We start from the raw sequence: 21,175 nt of genomic DNA on the forward strand, positions 1-21,175 counted from the left end.
GAGTGCTGGGGGAGAACTCACTCCCCTAGTCACCCTTGGTCACCGTCGCTGGAGCGGACGGTGTTCGTGGTGCTGCCGCCGCATCGATGAAAACGAACCGCCGGTAGGACCAGAAACGGAAAAGCGTGCCGACCGCCGTGCCGATGAGCTGGCCGGAAATGTTGTCGGCCAGCGTGGTCTGGAAGACCTGTGGCCAGAAGTTACCGAGTACGTAGTGGCTGATACCCAGGCAGGCGAGTCCTATGCCGAGGCCGACCGCATTGAAGAAGAAATAGAGCAGGTATTCACGACGCAGGCCGCTGCGCTCGCGATGCCGCCAGGTCCAGAAGCGGTTGCCGACGAAGGCCAGCGTCGCCGCGATCACCGTGGAGATCGTCTTCGCGAGCAGCACCGGGGTGCCGTCGCCGCTGATCAGCAGGTTGAAGATCAGCAGGTCGACCGCGAAGGCGACGCCGCCCACCGTGCCGAACTTGCCGAACTCCTTGACCAGGTGACCGAACCGCTCGCGCAACCGCGCCGCCGCCCCGGTCGGGGCGGCCGATGATGACGATTCGTCATCGGCAACGGTTGCGGACACGGCCCGAGACTACCGTCTGTGCGCATCCCCCGTTCGGCACGCGCTAAAGGTTGACCAGACAGTGATCACCGAGGGCGGCGGTGGTGCGGGCGGTGACCGCGCCACCGCCACGGGTGATCAACCGGCCGCCGGGAGGTCCGCCAACTCGTCGAGCGCGGCCCGGCAGTCGGCGCAGGTGGCCAGGTGCCCGTCGACCGTGTTGCGGGCGCGGCGGGCCAGCCGGCCGCGCACGTAGCCGGCGAGCCGGGCGGCGACCTGCCGGCAGGCCGGCGTGTCGGCGGGCGCCACGTGCTGCTGCAGGTAGATCTGCCGCAGGCGTTCCCGTGCCCGGAAGGCCAGCGCGGCCACCCCGCCCGGCGTCAGGCCGAGGCGGCCGGCCACCTGGGCCGCGGACTCACCCTGGACGGCGGTGTGCCAGAGCACCGCCCGCCAGCGTTCCGGAAGCCGGGCGAAGGCCTGTGCCGCGTAGAGCCGGTCGAGCTGGGCCACCGTGGGGTCGGCGAAGGGCACGCCGGCCTCGTAGCGGCTCAGGTCGTCGGTGAACTCGACCCGCTGTTCGGCGCGCAGTCGGTCGTACCTCAGGTGACGCAGGGTCGTGTAGAGGTAGGGCCGGAAGGCGCGGGCCGGGCCGCGACCGGCCCGGAGCGTGGCGAGCACCTTGACGAAGGTCTCCGCGACGAGGTCGTCGGCGTCGGCCCGGTCCCGGACCAGGGTGCTGGCCAGGCGGCGTACGCCGCTCGCGTGCCGGACATAGAGGGTGCCGTAAGCGCCGGTGTCACCGGATCGGACGGCGGCCACCAGGTCCGCGTCGGATGGTTCGTCGTCGCCGTCAGCGGGTTCCGGTCGTAGGTCAGTGGTCGTCGGACTGGTCATGCCGCCTCCAGGGGGAGGAATGGGGCGGAAATGCCTATAGGGAACGTGAGGGAGAAAACCCTCGTTATGAGGAAAAGCGTAGGTCACTCCGTAGCGTGAGGGAAGAGGCGTTTTGGCAGCCCGGGGCGCCGATGGGTGGTCTGTCGCGGGCCGCCCGGTGACCCGGGCGAGCGGCGGATGCGCGAAGGTGCGCGGAAGAGCGCGTCATCCAGCGCCGAATTCCAAACCCACCGTCCCTTGTGCAGATTTTCACAACCGGCCGCGCTGCCCTGAACGGTCCTTCGGTTTAGTCTGAGTTGAACCCCGAGATGCACTGGTGTGGCGCGAGCCCGCCCTCGTTCGTGCACCCATAGGTCAGCGTCGACCGCGAGGAGTTCACCATGACAGTTCCGGCCACCCTTCCCGGCGCCGACGAAGCCCCGACTTCGCATCCGCGCCTCCTCGCCTGGGTGAAGGAGGTTGCCGAGCTCACCACACCCGATCGCGTGGTGTGGGTCGACGGGTCCGAACAGGAGTGGACCCGGCTGACCGAGGAGCTCGTCGAGGCCGGCACGCTCGTCCGTCTCAACCAGACGAAACGCCCCAACTCGTTCTGGGCGCGCACCGACCCGACCGACGTCGCGCGGGTCGAGGAGCGCACCTTCATCTGCTCGGTCGACGAGGCCGACGCCGGGCCCACCAACAACTGGATGGCCCCGGAAGCGATGAAGTCGGAGATGACTGACCTCTACCGCGGTTCGATGCGCGGCCGGACGATGTACGTCATCCCGTTCTGCATGGGCCCGATCGAGGCCGAGAGCCCGATGTTCGGCGTCGAGATCACCGACAGCGCGTACGTGGTCGCCTCGATGCGCATCATGACCCGGATGGGCACCACCGTGCTGCGCGCGATGGGCGACGACGCCGACTTCGTGCCGGCGCTGCACTCCCTGGGCGCGCCACTCGAGCCGGGCGCCGACGACGTGCCGTGGCCGTGCAACCAGACGAAGTACATCTCGCACTTCCCGGAGACCCGGGAGATCTGGTCGTACGGGTCGGGCTACGGCGGCAATTCGCTGCTTGGCAAGAAGTGCTACTCGTTGCGAATCGCCAGCGTCATGGCGCGCGACGAGGGCTGGCTCGCCGAGCACATGCTCATCATGAAGCTGACGTCGCCCGAGGGCGTGGTCAAGTACGTCGCGGGCGCGTTCCCGTCGGCGTGCGGCAAGACCAACCTCGCGATGCTGGAGCCGACCATCCCGGGCTGGAAGGTCGAGACGATCGGCGACGACATCGCCTGGATGCGGTTCGGCCCGGACGGCCGGCTCTACGCCGTCAACCCTGAGTTCGGCCTGTTCGGCGTCGCGCCGGGCACCGACTACACGACCAACCCCAACGCGATGCGTACGCTCGCCCGCGGCAACTCGGTCTTCACCAACGTCGCGCTGACCGACGACGGCGACATCTGGTGGGAGGGCATGGGCGAGCCGCCCGCGCACCTGACCGACTGGAAGGGCAACTCCTGGACGCCGGACAGTGACGCGCCCTCGTCCCACCCCAACAGCCGGTTCTGCACGCCGATCGAGCAGTGCCCGATCATCGCGCCGGAGTACACCGACCCGCAGGGCGTGCCGATCGACGCGATCCTCTTCGGCGGCCGGCGCAAGACCACGATCCCGCTGGTGACCGAGGCCCGCGACTGGGTGCACGGCGTCTACCTGGGCGCGACCCTCTCGTCGGAGACCACCGCCGCCGCGGCCGGCCAGGTCGGCGTGGTGCGCCGCGACCCGATGGCGATGCTGCCGTTCATCGGCTACAACGCGGGCGACTACTTCGCGCACTGGATCGAGATGGGCAAGGGCGCCGGCGCCGACACCGCCAAGCTGCCGAAGATCTTCTACGTCAACTGGTTCCGGCGTGACGCCGACGGCGGTTTCCTCTGGCCGGGCTTCGGCGAGAACTCCCGGGTTCTCAAGTGGATCGTCGAGCGGATCGACGGGGAGGGCAAGGCGGTGGAGACCGCGATCGGTCACGTGCCGACCGCGGACGCGCTCGACCTGTCGGGTCTCGACGTCGACCCGGCCGCCGTCGCCGCCGCGCTGCGCGTCGACGCCGACGAGTGGCGGGCCGAGATCCCGCAGGTCACCGAATGGTTCGAGAAGTTCGGCGACAAGCTGCCGGGCGTGCTCTGGGCGGAGCTCGACGCCCTGAAGGCCCGCCTTTCTTAGTTTTTCGCTAAGGAGGCCCGGCGCGCCGGGCCTCCTTACACTCACGGGCATGGCCCCGACGGTGCGCGCGTTGGTCGCGCTCCTCTACGCGACGGCTGCCGCCACCGTCGCGGTCGAGCTGCTCAACCTGGCCTACGCGCCCGACCGGGAGTTCGGCCTGGCGGTGCGCACCGGCTGGGCCGTGCTGCGCGCGTTCGGCTTCCTGATCCTGGTCTGGCACGTCCGGCGCGGCCGGGCCGGCGCCAAGCCGCTGGGGCTGATCCTCGCCGTCACCACCGTGTTCGCTGTCGGCCGGCTGATCGTGCCCCGCTCCGGCGTGCCGCCGCTGGCGGGCGCGATCGGGTTCGCCGTGCTGACCGCGCTGTGCCTGGCCGTGGTCGTGCTGCTCTACCGCGCGCCGGTCGTCGGCGCCCATCTGGTGCGGCACCCCAACCGCCTGGTCATCGACCGGCGCGGCATCGGTTGGCAGGAGAGCGTGCCGCGCCGCCCGCCCGTCGCCGGGTGGACGCTGACCGCCCGGGTCGCCGCGTTCACCTATCCCGCGCTGATCGCGGTGCCCGCGCTGGTCGCACTCGGCGAGGGCGGCCTGCGCCGACTGCCGTTCGCGGTGGCCTGGCTGGCGTTCGCGGTCGTCGTGGGCAACGCGCTGCTGCCGATCGCCATCTTCCTGGTGCGTGACCGCGGTTGGGCGCGGGTCGCGCTGGTCGTGGTCACGGTCGTGGTGCTCGCGGTCGACCTGCCGCTCTGTTATCTGTTGCTCGGCCTCGACGGCCTGGTCCGCGACGGCGGACCACTGCTGGTCGCCGCCGCCGTCGCGGTCTGGGGCGTCGCGCGCTCGCGGGCCACGGCCGGTGTGCGCCTGCCGGCACCGCGCGCGGAGGCCCCGATCCCGGATACGGTTCCGTGATGATCGATTACGACGTGCTCGTCGTCGGCGCCGGCCCGGCCGGTGCGACAGCGGCGGTTGCCGCCCGCCGCGCCGGTGCCAGCGTGCTGCTGCTCGACCGCGCCAGCTTCCCTCGCGACAAGACGTGCGGTGACGGCATCGCCCCCCACGTGCTCGACGTGCTGGGCGGCCTCGGCGTCGAGGACGTCGCGGCCGGCTACGCGCCGGTGCTCTCGCTGAGTCTGGAGACGCCCAACGGCCAGGCGGGCGGGCGGCTGCGCCGGCCCGACTACACGATCCCGCGGTACGTCCTGGACGCGCGCATCGTCGACGCGGCCGTCGGCGCCGGTGCGGAGCTGCGCCGGCACACGGTCCGCGAGGTGCGGGTCGAGGCCGACCGCGTGGTCGTCGACGAGAAGTTCGCCGCGAAGGCCGTGATCGGCGCCGACGGCGCGGGCTCGCTGGTCCGCCGTTCGCTGGGCCACCCGGCCAACCGGGGCCGGCACCTGGCCGTCGCGATGCGCGGTTACGTGGCCTTCCCCGGGCTGACCGATCAGCGGATCGTCACCTCGGGGCCGCGCTGGCCCGCGTACGCCTGGGCGTTCCCGATCGGCGACGGCACGGCGAACGTGGGCTACGGCGAGGTGATGCGGGGTCGGCCGCTCAGCCGCGCCCACCTGCTCGACCGGATGGCCGAGCTGCTGCCCGAGATCGATCTCGCCGACGTGACCCGCCTGCGGGCCCACCACCTGCCGCTGTCGACCAAGCGGCCGCCACACGGCGACGGCCGGGTGCTGCTCGTCGGCGACGCGCAGTCGCTGATCAACCCGTTCACCGGCGAGGGGATCTTCTACGCGGTGCTGTCCGGTTCGCTGGCGGGGCACGCGGCCGCGGTGGCACCGGCCCACGCCGCCCGGCAGTACGCCACGGCGCTGCGCCGGCGGCTGGGGCGGCACCTGCGGCACAGCGCGGCGGCGGCCTGGCTGGCCCGCACGCCCGCGGTGATCCAGGCCGCTGTCCGGGCAGCCGGGAACGACCGCCGGGTCTTCGACTCGATCGTCGAGCTGGGCCTCGGTGACGGGCTGTTGCAGGCCCGTACGCTGGGCCGTATCGCCCGCGAGTTGACCGTTCGGACACAACAAGCTCGTCCGTTCGTCTATGGCGGAGGTCGCTAGTCTGCAAGTGATGAATCTGCGTGATCTCGTCTATTCGATCTACGAGCGGCGGCTGACCTCCCGGTTGGCCGGCCGGCCCGTGCCTCGGCACGTCGGCGTGATGTGCGACGGCAACCGCCGGTGGGCGAAAGAGATGGGTTACGTCGACCCCAACGACGGCCACCGGGTCGGCGCGGCGAAGATCAAGCATCTGCTCGGCTGGTGCGACCAGGCGGGCATCGAGCACGTCACGCTCTACCTGCTGGCGACCGACAACCTGCGCCGCCCGGCGGCCGAGCTCGACCCGCTGCTGCAGATCATCGAGGACCTGGTGGTCGAGCTCGCCGAGGACGCCAACCCCTGGCGGCTGCGCATCGTCGGCGCGCTCGACCTGCTGCCGGCCCAGACCGCGACCGCCCTCAAGGCCGCGCAGGAGCGCACCCGCGACCGGGTCGGCGGGGCCGAGGTCAACATCGCGGTCGGCTACGGCGGCCGGCGGGAGATCGCGGACGCGGTCCGCTCGCTGCTCCAGGAGCACGCGTCCCGCGGCGGCACGCTCGAGGAGCTGGCCGAGGTGCTCGATGTCGACCACATCGCCGAGCATCTCTACACCCGCGGCCAGCCCGATCCGGACCTGGTCATCCGCACGAGCGGCGAGCAGCGCCTGTCCGGCTTCCTGCTGTGGCAGTCGGCACACTCCGAGTTCTATTTCTGCGACGCCAACTGGCCCGACTTCCGCCGCGTCGACTTCCTCCGTGCACTGCGCTCGTACGCGAGCCGCCAACGCCGCTACGGCGCCTAGACCGACCAAGGGCGGGTGGCGGCCGTCGATGTGAGACGGCACACTTGCTTCGCATGAGGTTGCGTGGCGTCTTCCAGGTCGGGCTCGTGATCGCCGCCGGGGCGCTGGCCCTCGGCTGCTCGTCCACGGTGGAGCGCCAGGCGGCACCCCTGCCGTCCGTGAGCGGCGTGCCCCAGACGGCGGTGCCGGCCATCCCGCCCAAGGGCGCGGCCACGCCCACCGCCACCAGCGTGCCGGGCACCGAGATGACGCCGCCGCAGGACCGCAACGTCTGCGGGCGGGTGCGCACCGCGACCAACGACTACTCGCGGTCGTACGACAACGCGGCGCAGGCCGACAAGGCGACCGTCGGCAAGAAATGGTCGGGCTTCATTCGCGAACGGGCCAAGGAGGCCCGCGACCCCAAGCTCGCGAGCGACCTGACCAAGGTGGCCGACGAGATCGCCTCCTGGTCACCGGGGCAGCCGGACCTGCGCGCCTACACGAGCCTGCTCAACACCGCCTGCGCACCCTGGGCCGCTTAGCGCAGCGCGGCGGCCGCCTTGCCGAGGAAGTCGCCGAGCGCCTCGGGTGAGTCGAAGGTCAGGTCGGCGGCGCCCGCCACCGCCTGGCCGGTCTCGGGGTTGGCCACCGCGACGCAGACCCCGAAGAACGACGGGTCGCGCTCCTCACGGTCGCGCAGCGCCGCGAACGCCTTGAGGTCGGAGACGTCGTCGCCGAAGTACCACGCACAGCCGGCCGAGGCCACGGCCTCGCCGATCACCAGGCCCTTGTCGCGGTCGACCGGCGGCTTGAGCTCGAGCACCATCCGGCCGACCTGCACCTTGAGGCCGAGCCGCTCCGCCTCGGCGCCGCCCCAGCGCTCGACCTCGCCGGCCAGCTCCGGCGCCGTGCGGTAGTGCAGGGCCACCGACAGCCGCTTGTATTCGACCAGGATCTCCGGCGGCAGCTCGGCCCGGGCCCGCTCGGCCAGGTCGGCCATCGCGGGCACCCAGGGCAGCGCCGCCGGCTCGGTTACCGTGGGCCCCGCGCCGTGGCTCTGCTCCAGCCCGTAGAGCCCGTAGAGGTCGACGTCGGCCGCACCGTGGAACCGGTCGCGCAGAAAGTCGACCGGCCGCGCCGACACGATCGCGACCCGCCGGACCACCGCGGCGAGCGCCGAGATCGCGGCGAGCGCCCGCGGCACGGGCCGCACCGAGGTCGGATCGTCCTCGACCGGCGCCAAGGTGCCGTCGAAGTCGAAGAAGAGCACGCACTCGTCGGCCCGGTCGGCGGTCAAGCGCCATGCGCTCTCCGCACTCAGCGGGCGGTCGTCGCGCCCGTGGCCCTGTTCTGACCCCCGCACAACCAAAGCCTACCGGGTGCCGGTCGGCTCCGCGCCGACAGATCAACCGGTTGACAGTGGATCGTTTTCGGTTGTCGGACCTCAGTCGTCGACCACGCCCATCCGCCGTGCGGGACGCTGGTTGAAGGGAACCACCGCACCCGGCTCGTCGCCGTGACTGAGCAAATAGCCCTCGACGAAGCCGGCGTTGCGGTCGCCGGTGTGCGCGTCGACCTCGTTGAGGCGTGCCGCCACGAACTCAGCGAGGGCGTTCAACCGCCCGACGACCCGGTTGTACATCTCGGCCATGACCGCCACGACGACGCCGACCGCCGAGATGGCGATGGTGGCCAAGTTGAAGGCGAGTGGGAGTTCCTCTCTCCCCTCCAGAATTCCCACGATGATGTTGGAACTCATGAACAACGTTGCCGAGACGGCCGCGACCACGACCGCCCCCCATTTCAGGGCCATCGACAGACCCCTCCTCCTTGTCCCGCAGGGCTTGGCTGACCTCCGGTGCTCCCCACCCGACCCGAGCCCAAGCAGTACAAACGCGCAGGTTACTGCGCTACGAAGGTAAAGATCGTGCCATTCGACACAAGAGACTCGGCTTCTTTCGCCATTTGCGCATAAGGCCGCGCTCAGACCGCTTTTCCGCGCTTGGATCCGCGATCGGACGGCAATAGCGGGCGGTAGGCGAGATAGCGAATGGTCTCGCGAATATGGAACTTTTCCGCGTCGGAAACGTTGGGGTCGACCAGTCGGCGCAGCAACGCCTCGACGTCCGGGTCCATCGGCGGTGCGGCCGGAGCCGGCCGGCCGGCGGCGCCGGTGTCCCAGCCGAGCACGCCGAAGGCCACGGACGGATTGAGGCCGAGGCCGGCGCAGAACGCGACCACCCGCTCCGCCTCGGGATCGCTGGACCAGTCGGCGCGGACCCAGCGGTTGATGGTCTGCCGGGACACGCCGGTGCGGCGGGACACCTCGGAGCCGCTCCACGCGCGGATGGCGCGGGCGTCGTCGAGCGCCTTGCGGACGAAGGCGGCGAACGCGATTTTGCGTCCGGGGGAGGTGTCCGGCACCGGGCGACGGTACGGCCAGTTCTCGATCTTCTGGCCGCCCGGCGGGGGCGTGTATCGCGGACGTGACGGTCCGAAGTGGTCGCCGGTAAACGATCGGGCGGGATTTTCGGGGGGCGTCACGTGGTCAGACTAAGTGGACACAGGTCTCACGCTAATCGGCCGAAAAGCCGATGCTGTCACGCGCGTGATACGGATTACGGTGTGTCACGTGAACGAGACAATGCGTGGGGAATGGCGTCCCCAACACGGGACACCAGAAGGGTTCGAGCGGTGACCGAGCTGGCCAGCCGCGAGCAGGCCTTCGGGCTGATCGCGGCGGGCGTCGCGGCTGGCATCACCGCGCCGTGGCGGCTCTACCTCGCCCACGGGGCCAGGTACGTGTCGCTACAGGTCGCCGACATGGCCGAGTGGGACGCGTGGCGGATCCACCTCGGGTGCCCGGACTTGCGGATCCGGGTCTACGACACCGGCAGCGAGGTGCGCCGCACCTCCGTCGCCGAGGTCGTCATCGACCGGTGCCGGGTCGCCGTCGAGCTCGTCGAGGAAGTCGGCGTCGACGACATCGACCACCTGCTGGCCGGTCGCCCGCACGTCGACCGCGCCCCGCGCTATCCGGACGAGCGGTAAGGACAGCACGGACCGATGACGCCGTACTTCGCGATCTTCCTCGTGCTCTTGCTCGGCTCGTCCAGCTACGCGGCGGGCCGGCTGCACGGTGGGTTCAGCTACCGCAACGGATACCGACAGGGCTACACCGACGGCGACCGGGGCGCGTGGAACCGCCGGCGCCGGGAGACGCAGACGGTGGCGGCGACGTTCCGGGTGCAACCGCGGCAACGGTCAGCATCGGACGTCCCGACCACCATGATCGGTTCGGGAACCACCTATCTCAGCGCCTCCTTCGTGGGGACCACAACCGACGGCGGACGGCACGCCGTGGGGGTTCGCGAGATCGCGAGCCAACCCGCGGTGTGAGTGGTCACTCACGAGCGTGGACCGCCAGGTGACCGGCGGTTCGCGCACCCCGGGATCGGGCCAGTCCGGTGGCCTGATCCCAACGGCGACGACGCGTGAGGGGCGCGTGTCGTAGCCGGTGGCCGGCCCGGCGAGCGCCCGCCGGGCCGGCCAACCCCTATGCGAAATCCGGGTAAACGAGTGCTGCTTAGTTCGGCGTGTACTTCCCCCGGACCCCTTGCGCCGGTTAGCGTCTAGCCATGGCGAGGGGTCGTCCCGCGCCAGCCGGACGGCCCGGACCTGCGACGACTTCGCCACGGGGCCTGCATCCGACCCCGTGCTCCCGGGCACCGGAGGAAGCGGAACACGCGGGCGGACCGGGTGCACGCTCGCCGGAGCAGGCCTGTGACGACTCAGCGCACCACTTCCCGGGCCACCCAGGACACCCCCGCGACCGGCCGCGCCACCCGCGCGCGCAAGTCCGCGGCGAAGGAGGACGGGCCACCGAAGCCCGTCTATGTCCTGGACACCTCGGTCCTGCTGTCCGACCCCGCGGCCTTCCGCCGCTTCGACGAGCACGAGGTCGTGCTCCCGTTGGTGGTGATCACCGAACTGGAGGGCAAGCGTCACCATCCCGAGCTCGGCTGGTTCGCGCGGCAGTCGCTGCGCATGCTCGACGAACTGCGGATCAAGCACGGCCGGCTGGACCAACCCGTGCCCATCAACGACCTCGGCGGCACGCTGCGGGTCGAGCTCAACCACTCCGACGACGGCGTGCTGCCACCCGGGTTCCGCAACGAGTCCAACGACGCGCGGATCCTCTCGGTGGCCCTCAACCTCGCCGGGGAGGGGCGCGCGGTCACGCTGGTCAGCAAGGACATGCCGCTGCGGGTGAAGGCGGCCGCCGTGGGTCTGTCCGCCGACGAATACCGGCACGGCCAGGCCAGCGATCCGACCTGGACCGGCATGGCCGAGATCGAGGTGGCCGACGACGAGGTCAACGAGCTCTACGCGGGCGCCGACCTGGCCCTCGACGCCGCTGCCGAGCTGCCGTGTCACACCGGCCTGGTGCTGCACTCGTCGCGCGGCTCGGCGCTGGCCCGGGTGCTGCCCGACAAGGTGGTCCGGCTGGTCCGCGGCGACCGGGAGGCGTTCGGCCTGCGCGGCCGTTCGGCCGAGCAGCGGATCGCCCTCGACCTGCTGCTCGACGAGTCGATCGGGATCGTCTCGCTGGGCGGCCGGGCCGGCACGGGCAAGTCGGCGCTGGCGCTGTGCGCGGGGCTCGAGGCGGTCATGGAGCGCCGCCGGCACAAGAAGGTGATCGTGTTCCGCCCGCTCTACGCGGTCGGCGGCCAGGAACTCGGCTACCTGCCGGGCAGCGAGTCCGAGAAGATGTCGCCGTGGGCCCAGGCGGTCTTCGACACGCTCGGTGCGGTGGTGCACGAGAACGTCCGGGAAGAGGTGCTCGCCCGCGGCATGCTGGAGGTGCTGCCGCTGACCCACATCCGCGGCCGGAGCCTGCACGACGCGTACGTCATCGTCGACGAGGCGCAGTCACTGGAGCGCGGGGTCCTGCTCACCGTGCTGTCCCGGATCGGCCAGGGCTCGCGGGTGGTGCTCACGCACGACGTCGCACAGCGCGACAACCTGCGGGTGGGCCGGCACGACGGCGTCACCGCGGTGATCGAGGCGCTCAAGGGGCACCCGCTGTTCGCGCACGTGACACTGACCCGCTCGGAGCGGTCCGCGATCGCCGAGGTGGTCACGGACCTCCTGGAGGACATCCCCAACTGAGGTCGGAGGGGCCCCCGGACGGGGGCCCCTTTCCTGCCTATTTCTTGACGCGGTAGCGCAGGTGGGTGACCCGGTTGCCCTGCACGCTCTCGAGCGGCCCCTCGAGCTCGACCGGCGCGCTGCCGAGCCCGCTGAAGAACGGCGTGCCGCCGCCCAACAGCACGGGCACCAGGTCGATCCAGACCTCGTCCAGCAGCCCCGCGTCGAGCGCCTGGCTCGCGATCGTGCCGGAGTTGAGGCCGACCGTCCGGCCGCCGCCGATCTCGTGCGCCTTGGCGATCGCGCTCTCGATGCCGTCGGTGACGAACGCGAACCACTTGTTGTCCTCGTACCCCGTCGGCGGGTTGTGGGTGAGCACGACCGTGGGCACCTCCAGCGGGTGCTTGCCGCCCCAGCCGTTGGTGAAGTCGAACAGCTTGCGGCCGACCACCAGGGCACCCAGCTCGCTGGTGAACGCCTTCTGGTGGTCGTAGCTCGCCTGGGTCAGGCGGAACGTCATCTCCGGGTTGCCGGTGGGCATGTCGATGTCGCCGTTGCCGTACCAGGCGAACAGGTGCTCGAACCCGGTCTCGCCGGGGCCCGAGACGTAACCGTCGAGCGACATGCTGGCGCCGGTGCAGACCTTCATTTGCGGATCCTCCTCGATTGACTGTCGGCTTACCCACGCGTCGTTCGAGGCAGCCGCGGATCGACAGGGTTACGGAAACTTTTTGTCCACGCAGCAATTTGCCCGAACTTGCTCGCTTTTACCCCGTGACCCAAGTCACACAATGGTCTCCCTATTTCCCTCGCGACTCACTGTGCGCAATGGTGTCTGGGTCCATGCCCCCGACGAAGGGAACGACTTCGTGACTCGGCTGTGGAGCCGGTTCGGGGTCCGGGCGTTGGCGGTCGGCATCCTCGCAGCGGGGGTGGGCGGCGGCTACTACCTGGGCAACGACCGTAGCCAGGAGCAGGGGATCGATACGCGATTCGCCGCAGAGGCACAGCAGGCCGAAAACGTGGTGCTGAAGGAGCACCATCTCGACCACGAGTCGATGATGGCCCAGCGCCGGGATGCCGAGGCGATCGCCGCACAGCGTGCCCAGGCCGCGGCCAAGGCGGCCGCCGAACGCGCGAAGCGGGCCGAGGAGGCCAGCCGCAAGAAGCGCGAGAAGGCCGCGGAAGAACCCCCGCCGGCCAAGCCGTACACGGGGCCGATCCCGGCGTCCTGCAACGAGTTCAGCGGCAACCGGAAGATCGGCTGCGCGCTGCTGCTCGACGAGGGTTTCAAGATCGACCAGATGCCCTGCCTGGACAAGCTGTGGACCAAGGAAAGCGGCTGGAACGAGAAGGCCCGCAACGACAGCTCCGGTGCGTACGGCATCCCGCAGGCCCTGCCCGGCAGCAAGATGGCCACCGTCGGCGACGACTGGCAGACCAGCGCGGCCACGCAGATCAAGTGGGGCCTCGGCTACATCGAGGGCCGTTACGACGATCCGTGCGGCGCCTGGGCGCATTCGCAGGCCGAGGGCTGGTACTGACCTGAAACCTGAGGCAGAGGGTACGAACACTCGCGTTCGTACCCTCTGCGGCTTTTGCGGCCTCTAGGGTTTCAATCATGCGAAGGTTTCGCTTTCGGAGCGCAGTGCTGGTCTCGGTCATCGCCGCGGTTCTGGGTCTGGTGACCGCGCCGGCCGTGGCGGACGACGGCCAGGAGCGGATCGTCGGCGGCAGCCGGGTCGACGAGGGCACGTACCCGTGGGTGGTGCGGCTCTCGGTCGGTTGTGGCGGATCCCTCGTCGCGCCGCAGGTCGTGCTGACGGCCGGCCACTGCGTCAAGCGCAGCGGAGCGGACACCTCGATGAAGATCACCGGCGGGTCGGTCGACCTGGACTCGGCCCGGGCGAAGACGGTCCGGTCGACGCGGGTCTACCGGGCGCCGGGCTACAGCGACGCCACGACGGGCGACGACTGGGCACTGATCGCCCTCGACGCGCCGTTGGACCTGCCTACGCTGACGCTGGCCGCGGACACGCGCTACGACGAGGGCCGGTTCACCGTGATGGGCTGGGGGTCCACCAAGGAGGGCTCGCTCACGCAGCAGCGCAAGCTGCGCGCGGTCGACGTCGACTTCGTCTCCGACTCGTCCTGCGACCGCAAGTACGGCCGGATCGGGCTGGAGATCGTCGGCTCCGACATGATCTGCGCCGCCCGCAACGGCAAGGACTCGTGCCAGGGCGACTCGGGCGGGCCGATGGTGCGTCTCGACGGGACCGGCTCCTGGCTGCAGATCGGCATCGTGAGCTGGGGGTACGGCTGCGCCCGGAAGAACTACCCGGGTGTCTACACCCAGGTGTCCGCGTTCGCGGCAGACATCGCGGTCGGCATGGCGGTGCTGCGCTCCCGTTTGGCGTGAGCGCTTCTCGCCTGATAACCCTTGTGCGTGTCCCAGTACTGGACGACCGATCCCGATCGCCTGCGCTTCGGCACCGAACCCTTCTACGCCGCCGTCGGCCGAGCCTTCGTGACCATGTGCGCCGTGGTGCCCGTGCTGTTCGCGATCGAGGCCCTCGACTACTGGCTGCACCTCGGTCTGGACCCGCGCGGCGGCATCATCCCGCGCAACGTCTACGGCCTCGACGGCATCGTCTTCTCGCCGCTGCTGCACGCCGACTTCGGGCACCTCTACGCCAACAGCGTCCCGCTGCTGCTGCTCGGCACGTTCGTGATGGCCGCCGGCGCGCGGCGGGGCATCTGGGCGACCGCGTTCATCATCCTGGTCAGCGGCCTGGGCGTCTGGCTCGTCGGCGACCCCGGCACGGTCGTGGTCGGCGCCAGCGGAGTGATCTTCGGCTACTTCGGCCTGCTGCTGGCCCGGGGCATCGTCGAGCGGTCCTGGTGGAACCTGGGCGTGGTGGCGCTGGTCGCCCTGCTCTACTGGTCGGTGCTCTTCGGCCTCCTGCCCGGCGACCCGGGCATCTCGTGGCAGGGCCACCTCTTCGGCTTCCTCAGCGGCGCCGTCGCCGCGATCCTGTTCCGTCGCTAGTGTCCGGATCGCGCGCGACACGGCGCGGTCCTTGCCGGTGTGGCACCGCTGTGCATACCGTCGATGTCGACCGGAAGAGGTCGCCTGAAGGGCATTGGTGAGCCATGCGGGAAATCGACGTCGCGATCATCGGCGCGGGACCATCCGGACTGTTCGCCGCCTACTACGCGGGCTTCCGCGGTCTGTCGGTCGCGCTGATCGACAACCTGCCCGAGCCGGGCGGCCAGGTCACCGCGATGTACCCCGAGAAGCAGATCTACGACGTCGGCGGTTTCCCCAGCGTCAAGGGCCGCGAGCTGGTGGCCAACCTGGTCGAGCAGGCCGCGCCGTTCCAGCCGCAATACATCCTCGACACGAGGGCTGACGACCTGTCATACACCGACGGCAAGCCGGTGCTGCGCCTGTCCAGCGGCGAAGAACTCAGGTGTGGCGCCGTGATCATCACGGGCGGCATGGGCAGCTTCAAGCCCCGCCCGCTGCCCGCCGCCGAGACCTTCGCCGGCACCGGCATCGTGTTCTTCGTGCCACACCTGGCCGACCTGTCCGGCCACGACGTCCTGATCGTCGGCGGCGGCGACTCCGCGTTCGACTGGGCGCTGGCGCTGGAGCCACTGGCCAAGTCGGTCACGCTGGTGCACCGCCGCGACCGCTTCCGGGCGCACGCCGCCACCGTGGCCCGGGTGCAGGACCTGAGCGTCCGGATCGTGGTCAACGCCGAGGTGGCCAAGATCCACGGCGAGGACGCGGTCACCCACGCCGACATCGCGGTCAAGGGCGGCGAGACGGAGACGATCCCCGTCGACACGGTGGTCGCCGCACTCGGCTTCACCGCCGACCTCGGCCCACTCGCGGACTGGGGCCTCGACCTCGACCGGCGCCACGTCAAGGTCGACAGCACGATGGCGACCAACCTGCCGAGGGTGTTCGCCGCGGGCGACATCACCGAATACCCGGGCAAGGTGCGCCTGATCGCGACGGGCTTCGGCGAGGCCGCCACAGCGGTCAACAACGCCGCGGTCGCCATCGACCCCGCGGCCCACCTCTTCCCGGGCCACTCTTCGGACAACGGCTGACCCCTGCTCGGGCGCGCGGTCGGCACGACCGTCGCTCCCGCCAGCCACCGCTCCGCTTCGCTGCGCTGCCATGTCCGCGTTGGGTCGCCGTGAGGGCGGAATGCCAACGCCTCCAAAGCGCTGCCGCCGGCGTCGGCCGACGGGTGGGCGAGGTGCTTGGCGGCAGATCTTGGTGATCGGTTGCTGCCGGAACAGCAACCGATTACCAACGTCCGCCGCGCCTGGTCGCCTGCTCTGCCCGTGTCGGAGTGCCTGGTCTCCCTGGGTCGCCAGGTGTCGGGGCTGACGACGGTGCTGGCCGTCGCGGAAGCCAGGGGCGAGGTCGGCCGTCCGGGGCATCGGATCTGGAGATCTGACCGCCAGATCCCCGGCCGTCAGGGGCTCATGCCGCCGCCGATCGCAGTTGCGGCCGATCCGGGACAGGTCCGCGCCACCCGAGCCCGGCGGCCGGGCGGACGCCCGACTCTGCCGGGTGATAGCTGCCTGCGCTGCCGGGCCGCAGTTGGTCACCCTCACCCCGGGCCGGTGTCTTCTGGGGCTACGCCTGCTCGGCGATCGGGCGGCCGTCGAAGTCCACCGACGAGTACAGCGCCAACTTCTCCAACCGGTGGTAGGAGTCGATGATGCGGATCGTGCCGCTCTTGGAGCGCATGACGATCGACTGGGTGTAGGCGCCGCCAGCCCGGTAGTGGACACCGCGCAGGAGGTCGCCGCTGGTCACACCCGTGGCGACGAAGAAGGCGTTGTCGCCCGCCACCAGGTCGTCGGTGTGCAGCACCCGGTCGAGGTCGTGGCCACCGGCCAGCGCCTTCTCCCGCTCGGCGTCGTCCCGCGGCCAGAGTTTCGCCTGGATCGCCCCGCCCATGCACTTGAGCGCGCAGGCGGCGGTGATGCCCTCGGGCGTACCCCCGATGCCCATCAGCACGTCGACCTCGGACGTGTCGCGGGCCGCGTAGATCGCGCCCGCGATGTCGCCGTCGGAGATGAACCGGATCCGGGCGCCCGCGTGGCGCACCTCCTCGACGAGCCGCTCGTGCCGCGGCCGGTCGAGGACGCAGACGGTGACGTCGGCGACGCTGGACCGCTTGACCTTGGCTATCCGGCGCAGGTTCTCGACGACCCCGGCGTTGATGTCGATCACGTCGGCGCAGTCCGGGCCGACGGCCAGTTTCTCCATGTAGAAGACCGCGCTCGGGTCGAACATCGCGCCCCGCTCGGCCACCGCCAGCACGGCCAGCGCGTTCGGCATGCCCTTGCTCATCAGCGTGGTGCCGTCGATCGGGTCGACGGCGACGTCGACCTCCGGGCCGGTGCCGTCGCCGACCTCCTCGCCGTTGAACAGCATGGGCGCGTTGTCCTTCTCGCCCTCGCCGATCACCACGACGCCGCGCATCTGGATCGAATTGATCAGCTTGCGCATCGCGTCGACGGCGGCGCCGTCGCCGCCCTCCTTGTCGCCCAGGCCGACCCAGCGGCCGGCGGCCATCGCCGCCGCCTCGGTGACGCGGACCAGGTCAAGGGCCAGGTTGCGGTCAAGATCCTGTGGAACCCGGGTTCCATTCATCGGGCGGCCTCCTCGCTTAGCGGCGCTGCAGTGTGAGGATCGGTCGTTACCTCTGATCCTGGCATGCCCTGCCGCTGAACGGGCGTTCGGGTGGCCGTGTCGGCCCGGTGTGGTCGCTTGCGCCGCGTGTCGGCACAATTGCCCTCGTGGAGCAGCAGGCCAGCAAAGAGGAGATCATCGAGTCGAGCCAGCGCAGCGAGCGCCGGCCCCGCGACATGGTGATCTCGATGCTCGTGCTGCTCGTGCCGATCCTGCTGGCGTTCGGCGCCTACCGGATCTTCCTCGACGGCAACGACCCGATCGCGGTCGACACCACGGCCGCGATCGACGACGCCCGGCACGCCAACGCCTTCCCCGTGCTCGTGCCGACCGGGCTGTCCGACGACTGGACCACCGTCAGTGCCCGGTGGCAGCAGATCGAGGGCGGCAAGGCGCTGCGGCTCGGCCTGGTCAGCCCCGACGGCAAGGGCGCCCAGGTGCTGCAGACCGACGCCGAGCCCACCACGATCATCCCGGCCGAGCTGACCGCGGACGCCAAGCTCACGGGCGACACCCAGATCGACGGTGCGGCGTGGCAGACCTACGCGACCCGGCCCGGCGAGCGCGCCCTGGTCAGGCTCGACCCGGACCGCACGGTCATCATCGTGGGCCAGGCCAGCGAGGCGGACCTCGTCACGCTCGCCGACTCCTTGAATTGATCTAGTTAGCTACGCTCCCGGGGTTCACGCCGACCCCCAGGAGCCCGACCGTGCCGCACTTTCGCCGCACCGCACTGCTGCTCGCCCTGCCGCTGGCGCTGACCGCCTGTTCGAACGGGTCGCCCGCGCCGGTGGCCGCGCCGACCACCGCCGCGGCGGTGAGCCCGTCTGCTGCCACGGTCGACCTGCGGACTCGGCTCGCGCTCGCCGCCCGGGACCTCGGGCGGACCAGCTACGCGATCGTCGAGGTGGACGACAAGGTCCGCAGCGTGTGGGAGGTGCACGGGCCGAGCAAGAGCTTCCGGACGACCCCGTCGAGCGGGCCCGGCGGCGCGATCCAGATCGGCGGTGAGCAGTGGACCACCGGCGTCGTCGCGGGCGGCGGTGGGACCCGCTGGATCAAGATGCCGAAGTCGGCGGTCTGGCCGATGCCCGACGTGGTCGCCACGCGGCTGGTCGCGGCCGCCACCGGGCTGACCGAGACCGCACCCGGCACCTTCACGGGCTCGGTGCCGGAGCAGGTGTGCCGGGACGTCATGCTCTTCACCGTCGACACCGTGCAACTCGTGATCGCCGACCCGCCCAAGCCCGTGCGCTGGGCCGAGACCGGGACGATCACGGTGCGGCTCGACGAACGGGGCCGGTTCGCCGGGCTCACCGTCGAGGTCGCGTCCGCCGACGGGAAAACGGCGAAGAAGGTGGCACAAACCTACCGTGACTACGGCAAAGTCGGTCGGCCGGCCAAGCCCGAGGGTGCCCTTGAGCTGCCCGCTTTCCCCGAGTGAACCCGGCGGGGCCACAGCGGGTCGCCCGATGCGGCTACGCTACGGCTCTTCTTCAGCGAACTCACAGGAGTTTCCCCTTGCGTACGCCAAAACTGGCGGTCGTCTGCGCGGCCGTCCTTCTCGCCCTGGCCGGATGTGGCCAGGTCACCGAAGCCGGTGGCGCGCCGGCCGCTGCCACCACCGCGCCGGCCGACCCCACCGAGCAGGTCAACGCCGCCGCCCGCAAGCTCGAGGGCAGCAGCTTCAAGTTCTCGATCGAGTCCGCCGGCGTCAAGGCCGAGGGCGTTCGGCACAAGCCGTCGGAGAGCACGCAGCTCAAGATGACCGGTGAGGCCGAAGGCCAGGAGTTCACCATCGAGCTGATCCAGATCGACGCGGACATGTGGATGAAGATGGACCTCGGGCTGGACCCGGGCGACGACGAGACGCTGCAGGGCCTCGCCGACGCGTTCGGCAAGTGGAACCACATCAGCAAGGAAGAGGCCGAGTCCAGCGTCGGCGGGCTCGCGAAGGCCGGCGCCGACGCCATGGGCACCGAGATGGTCAAGGGCGCGAGCAACCTCAAGGAGACCGCGCCCGGCACGTTCACCGGCACGATCGACATGACCAGCAACAGCGATCTCGACCTCACCGACGACGAGACCCTCAAGGCGCTGGGCGACAAGGCCAAGGCGGTGCCGATCACGATCACGATCGACGGCGAGCAGCGGCTCAGCTCGCTGGTGATGGAGATCCCGGCGGCCGGCGCGGCCAAGGCGCAGACGGCGACGATCAAGTTCTTCGACTTCGAGAACGTCGAGCAGCCGAAGGCTCCGCCCGCGGACCAGGTGAACGAGAAGTGATGCGCACCCCGAAGCTCGCGCTCGCCGCGACCGCCGTCCTGTTCGCCCTCGCCGGCTGCGGCCAGACCGCCGCGTCCGGTGGCGACTCAAACGCCGCGTCGACGCCCGCCGACCCGGCCGCGCGCATCGCCGCCGCGGCGACCACCCTCGAGAAGGGCAGCTACCGCTACTCGATCGAGTCTCCGGTCGGCAAGATGACCGGTGTCGCGCACGCGCCCTCCGAATCGCAGCAGTTGAGCGCGGTCGGCAAGGACGAGGAGGGCAACGAGTTCTCCCTCGAGATGGTCGAGATCGGCACCGACCGGTGGATGAAGATGAACATCGACCTCGGCGACACCGACGACCCGGTGATGAAGGAGTTCGCCAAGGAGTTCAACGTCTGGCGGCACGTGTCGCGCGAGGAGGCGGCGGCCAGTTTCTCCGCGGCCGAGGAGAAGGTCGGCGTGGGAGCAGCCGACCTGCTGAAGAAGGTCACCGGCCTCAAGGAGTCGGGGGCCGACACCCTCACGGGCACTCTCGATGTTCTCGCGACCCCGTTGGTCGACGTCATCGGCGACACCGAGGAACTTAAGGCGATGGGCGACAAGGCCAAGGCCATCCCGGTCGCCATCACCCTCGACGCCGACGGCAGGGCAACCTCGGTCGTCTTGGACGTGCCGGCCGGCGCGAAGAGCCCGGCGTACAAGGCGACGATCGGATTCTCCGACTACGACAAGGTCGAGGCGCCGAAGCCGCCGCCGGCCGACCAGGTCAAGGAGTCCTGAGAGTCACGCCTCGGCGCCGGCCTGTTGACGGGCGGCGTCGAGGCGTTCCCGGGCGCCGTCGAGCCAGTGCTGGCAGATGTCGGCCAGGCGCTCGCCCCGCTCCCACAGCGCCAGCGACTCCTCCAGCGAGATGCCGCCCGCCTCGAGCTTCTCGACCACCGACGCCAGCTCGGCGCGGGCCTGCTCGTAGCTCAGGTTCTCGTTGGTCACCGGGTCTCCTCCACTGTGGTCGACAGCTCGCCGCGGGCCAGCCGTACCCGCAGCACATCGCCCTTGGCCACGTCGGTCGCGGCGCGCACGACGTGCCCGGAGGGGCTCTGGACGATGGCATAGCCCCGGTCGAGCGTGGCCGCGGGGGACAGCGCACGCAGCCGGGCCACCGTGTGCCGCAGCTCGTCGCCGGCGGCCCGGATCCGGTGGTCGAGGCTGCGGGCGGCCCGCTCGCGCAGCGCGGTCACGTCGCCGGCCCGGGCCTCGATCATCACGCCCGGGCGGGCGAGCACCGGCCGGGACCGGATCGCGTCCAGCCGGTGCTGCTCACGGTCGATCATGCCGAGCACCGCACGGTCGAGCCGTTGCCGGGCGACCTGGATGACCCGCAGCTCCTCGCCCAGGTCGGGGACGATCCGCTTGGCGGCGTCGGTGGGCGTCGAGGCGCGCACGTCGGCGACGTAGTCGAGCAGCGGCGCGTCGGTCTCGTGGCCGATCGCGCTGACCACCGGGGTCCGGCAGGCGAACACGGCGCGGCAGAGCGCCTCGTCGGAGAAC

25 protein-coding genes are annotated in these 21,175 nt (G+C 70.6%); 16 read left to right on the plus strand and 9 right to left on the minus strand.

The genetic code is table 11. The features are described 5' to 3' along the window. Window positions 1–25: 25 nt before the first annotated feature. Window positions 26–577 carry a GtrA family protein gene (locus Air01nite_RS32460; RefSeq protein WP_203707173.1) on the minus strand — a complete coding sequence of 184 codons (552 nt, stop codon included), beginning with the start codon at window positions 575–577 and terminating at the stop codon, window positions 26–28. 117 nt (window positions 578–694) lie between these two features. Next, on the minus strand, window positions 695–1,450 hold the full coding sequence (locus Air01nite_RS32465) for a sigma-70 family RNA polymerase sigma factor (RefSeq protein WP_203707174.1): 756 nt from the start codon (window positions 1,448–1,450) through the stop codon (window positions 695–697). A 380-nt stretch (window positions 1,451–1,830) separates the two neighbouring features. Between Air01nite_RS32465 and Air01nite_RS32470 the strand changes: the two genes are divergently transcribed. Genes Air01nite_RS32470 through Air01nite_RS32490 form a run of 5 tightly spaced genes read left to right on the plus strand, consistent with a single transcriptional unit; the run spans window position 1,831 to window position 7,023 of the window. Further along, on the plus strand, window positions 1,831–3,657 hold the full coding sequence (locus Air01nite_RS32470; RefSeq protein WP_203707175.1) for a phosphoenolpyruvate carboxykinase (GTP): 1,827 nt from the start codon (window positions 1,831–1,833) through the stop codon (window positions 3,655–3,657). A 49-nt stretch (window positions 3,658–3,706) separates the two neighbouring features. Further along, a complete protein-coding gene (locus Air01nite_RS32475; RefSeq protein WP_203707176.1) occupies window positions 3,707–4,564 on the plus strand; it encodes a hypothetical protein in 858 nt (285 codons plus the stop codon). Next, complete coding sequence (locus tag Air01nite_RS32480; RefSeq protein WP_203707177.1) at window positions 4,564–5,718, plus strand: geranylgeranyl reductase family protein; 1,155 nt, start codon at window positions 4,564–4,566, stop codon at window positions 5,716–5,718. The genes Air01nite_RS32475 and Air01nite_RS32480 overlap by 1 nt, the downstream gene beginning before the upstream one ends. Before the next feature lie 10 nt (window positions 5,719–5,728). After that, window positions 5,729–6,499, plus strand: coding sequence for an isoprenyl transferase (locus Air01nite_RS32485; RefSeq protein ID WP_203707178.1), 771 nt, complete (start codon window positions 5,729–5,731; stop codon window positions 6,497–6,499). A gap of 53 nt (window positions 6,500–6,552) precedes the next feature. Then, entirely contained in the window at window positions 6,553–7,023 is a 471-nt protein-coding gene (locus Air01nite_RS32490) for a hypothetical protein (protein WP_203707179.1), read from the plus strand. Here the strand turns inward: Air01nite_RS32490 and otsB are convergent. From otsB to Air01nite_RS32505, 3 genes are all read right to left on the minus strand, one after another. Then, on the minus strand, window positions 7,020–7,844 hold the full coding sequence (gene otsB / locus Air01nite_RS32495; protein WP_203707180.1) for a trehalose-phosphatase: 825 nt from the start codon (window positions 7,842–7,844) through the stop codon (window positions 7,020–7,022). The genes Air01nite_RS32490 and otsB overlap by 4 nt on opposite strands. Window positions 7,845–7,925: 81 nt before the next feature. After that, window positions 7,926–8,294: a hypothetical protein gene (locus Air01nite_RS32500; protein ID WP_203707181.1), complete on the minus strand. Its 369-nt coding sequence runs from the start codon at window positions 8,292–8,294 to the stop codon at window positions 7,926–7,928. Window positions 8,295–8,464: 170 nt separating this feature from the next. Then, on the minus strand, window positions 8,465–8,905 hold the full coding sequence (locus Air01nite_RS32505; RefSeq protein WP_203707182.1) for a helix-turn-helix domain-containing protein: 441 nt from the start codon (window positions 8,903–8,905) through the stop codon (window positions 8,465–8,467). Between the two features lie 270 nt (window positions 8,906–9,175). Between Air01nite_RS32505 and Air01nite_RS32510 the strand changes: the two genes are divergently transcribed. The 3 genes from Air01nite_RS32510 to phoH2 all read left to right on the plus strand — a co-directional run bounded on the left by Air01nite_RS32510 (window position 9,176) and on the right by phoH2 (window position 11,653). Continuing rightward, window positions 9,176–9,532 carry a hypothetical protein gene (locus tag Air01nite_RS32510; protein ID WP_203707183.1) on the plus strand — a complete coding sequence of 119 codons (357 nt, stop codon included), beginning with the start codon at window positions 9,176–9,178 and terminating at the stop codon, window positions 9,530–9,532. A gap of 15 nt (window positions 9,533–9,547) precedes the next feature. Continuing rightward, window positions 9,548–9,880, plus strand: a complete 333-nt coding sequence (locus Air01nite_RS32515) for a hypothetical protein (RefSeq protein WP_203707200.1) — start codon at window positions 9,548–9,550, stop codon at window positions 9,878–9,880. A gap of 384 nt (window positions 9,881–10,264) precedes the next feature. Beyond that, window positions 10,265–11,653: an RNA 5'-3' helicase PhoH2 gene (gene phoH2, locus Air01nite_RS32520; protein WP_203707184.1), complete on the plus strand. Its 1,389-nt coding sequence runs from the start codon at window positions 10,265–10,267 to the stop codon at window positions 11,651–11,653. 37 nt (window positions 11,654–11,690) lie between these two features. Here phoH2 and Air01nite_RS32525 read toward each other — a convergent pair whose 3' ends face one another. Further along, a complete protein-coding gene (locus Air01nite_RS32525; RefSeq protein WP_203707185.1) occupies window positions 11,691–12,281 on the minus strand; it encodes a dihydrofolate reductase family protein in 591 nt (196 codons plus the stop codon). Between the two features lie 220 nt (window positions 12,282–12,501). Here Air01nite_RS32525 and Air01nite_RS32530 point away from each other — a divergent pair, with 220 nt between their 5' ends. From Air01nite_RS32530 to Air01nite_RS32545, 4 genes are all read left to right on the plus strand, one after another. Then, on the plus strand, window positions 12,502–13,176 hold the full coding sequence (locus Air01nite_RS32530) for an aggregation-promoting factor C-terminal-like domain-containing protein (protein WP_203707186.1): 675 nt from the start codon (window positions 12,502–12,504) through the stop codon (window positions 13,174–13,176). A gap of 77 nt (window positions 13,177–13,253) precedes the next feature. After that, window positions 13,254–14,051 carry a S1 family peptidase gene (locus tag Air01nite_RS32535; RefSeq protein ID WP_203707187.1) on the plus strand — a complete coding sequence of 266 codons (798 nt, stop codon included), beginning with the start codon at window positions 13,254–13,256 and terminating at the stop codon, window positions 14,049–14,051. A gap of 27 nt (window positions 14,052–14,078) precedes the next feature. Then, window positions 14,079–14,681, plus strand: coding sequence for a rhomboid family intramembrane serine protease (locus tag Air01nite_RS32540; protein WP_239091114.1), 603 nt, complete (start codon window positions 14,079–14,081; stop codon window positions 14,679–14,681). A gap of 104 nt (window positions 14,682–14,785) precedes the next feature. Continuing rightward, a complete protein-coding gene (locus Air01nite_RS32545; RefSeq protein WP_203707188.1) occupies window positions 14,786–15,754 on the plus strand; it encodes an NAD(P)/FAD-dependent oxidoreductase in 969 nt (322 codons plus the stop codon). A 538-nt stretch (window positions 15,755–16,292) separates the two neighbouring features. On the opposite strand, the gene glpX is transcribed toward Air01nite_RS32545, so the two are convergent. After that, a complete protein-coding gene (gene glpX / locus Air01nite_RS32550) occupies window positions 16,293–17,318 on the minus strand; it encodes a class II fructose-bisphosphatase (protein ID WP_203707189.1) in 1,026 nt (341 codons plus the stop codon). A gap of 146 nt (window positions 17,319–17,464) precedes the next feature. Between glpX and Air01nite_RS32555 the strand changes: the two genes are divergently transcribed. From Air01nite_RS32555 to Air01nite_RS32570, 4 genes are all read left to right on the plus strand, one after another. Continuing rightward, window positions 17,465–18,016 carry a DUF4245 domain-containing protein gene (locus Air01nite_RS32555; protein WP_203707190.1) on the plus strand — a complete coding sequence of 184 codons (552 nt, stop codon included), beginning with the start codon at window positions 17,465–17,467 and terminating at the stop codon, window positions 18,014–18,016. Window positions 18,017–18,066: 50 nt separating this feature from the next. Beyond that, the gene (locus tag Air01nite_RS32560; protein WP_203707191.1) at window positions 18,067–18,801 is read left to right on the plus strand and encodes a hypothetical protein; all 735 of its coding nucleotides are present in this window, start codon (window positions 18,067–18,069) and stop codon (window positions 18,799–18,801) included. Between the two features lie 77 nt (window positions 18,802–18,878). Then, window positions 18,879–19,643 carry a hypothetical protein gene (locus Air01nite_RS32565; protein ID WP_203707192.1) on the plus strand — a complete coding sequence of 255 codons (765 nt, stop codon included), beginning with the start codon at window positions 18,879–18,881 and terminating at the stop codon, window positions 19,641–19,643. Beyond that, the gene (locus Air01nite_RS32570) at window positions 19,643–20,407 is read left to right on the plus strand and encodes a hypothetical protein (RefSeq protein ID WP_203707193.1); all 765 of its coding nucleotides are present in this window, start codon (window positions 19,643–19,645) and stop codon (window positions 20,405–20,407) included. The genes Air01nite_RS32565 and Air01nite_RS32570 overlap by 1 nt, the downstream gene beginning before the upstream one ends. A gap of 3 nt (window positions 20,408–20,410) precedes the next feature. Here the strand turns inward: Air01nite_RS32570 and Air01nite_RS32575 are convergent, their stop codons facing one another. Together Air01nite_RS32575 and Air01nite_RS32580 are read right to left on the minus strand one after the other, a co-directional pair. Beyond that, a complete protein-coding gene (locus Air01nite_RS32575) occupies window positions 20,411–20,617 on the minus strand; it encodes an exodeoxyribonuclease VII small subunit (protein ID WP_203707194.1) in 207 nt (68 codons plus the stop codon). Next, window positions 20,614–21,175: exodeoxyribonuclease VII large subunit (locus Air01nite_RS32580; RefSeq protein ID WP_275408320.1), on the minus strand; the 562-nt coding region annotated here is incomplete at its 5' end. The genes Air01nite_RS32575 and Air01nite_RS32580, both read right to left, overlap by 4 nt.

The sequence above is a fragment of the Asanoa iriomotensis genome (assembly GCF_016862515.1).
Classification (GTDB): Bacteria; Actinomycetota; Actinomycetes; order Mycobacteriales; family Micromonosporaceae; genus Asanoa; species Asanoa iriomotensis.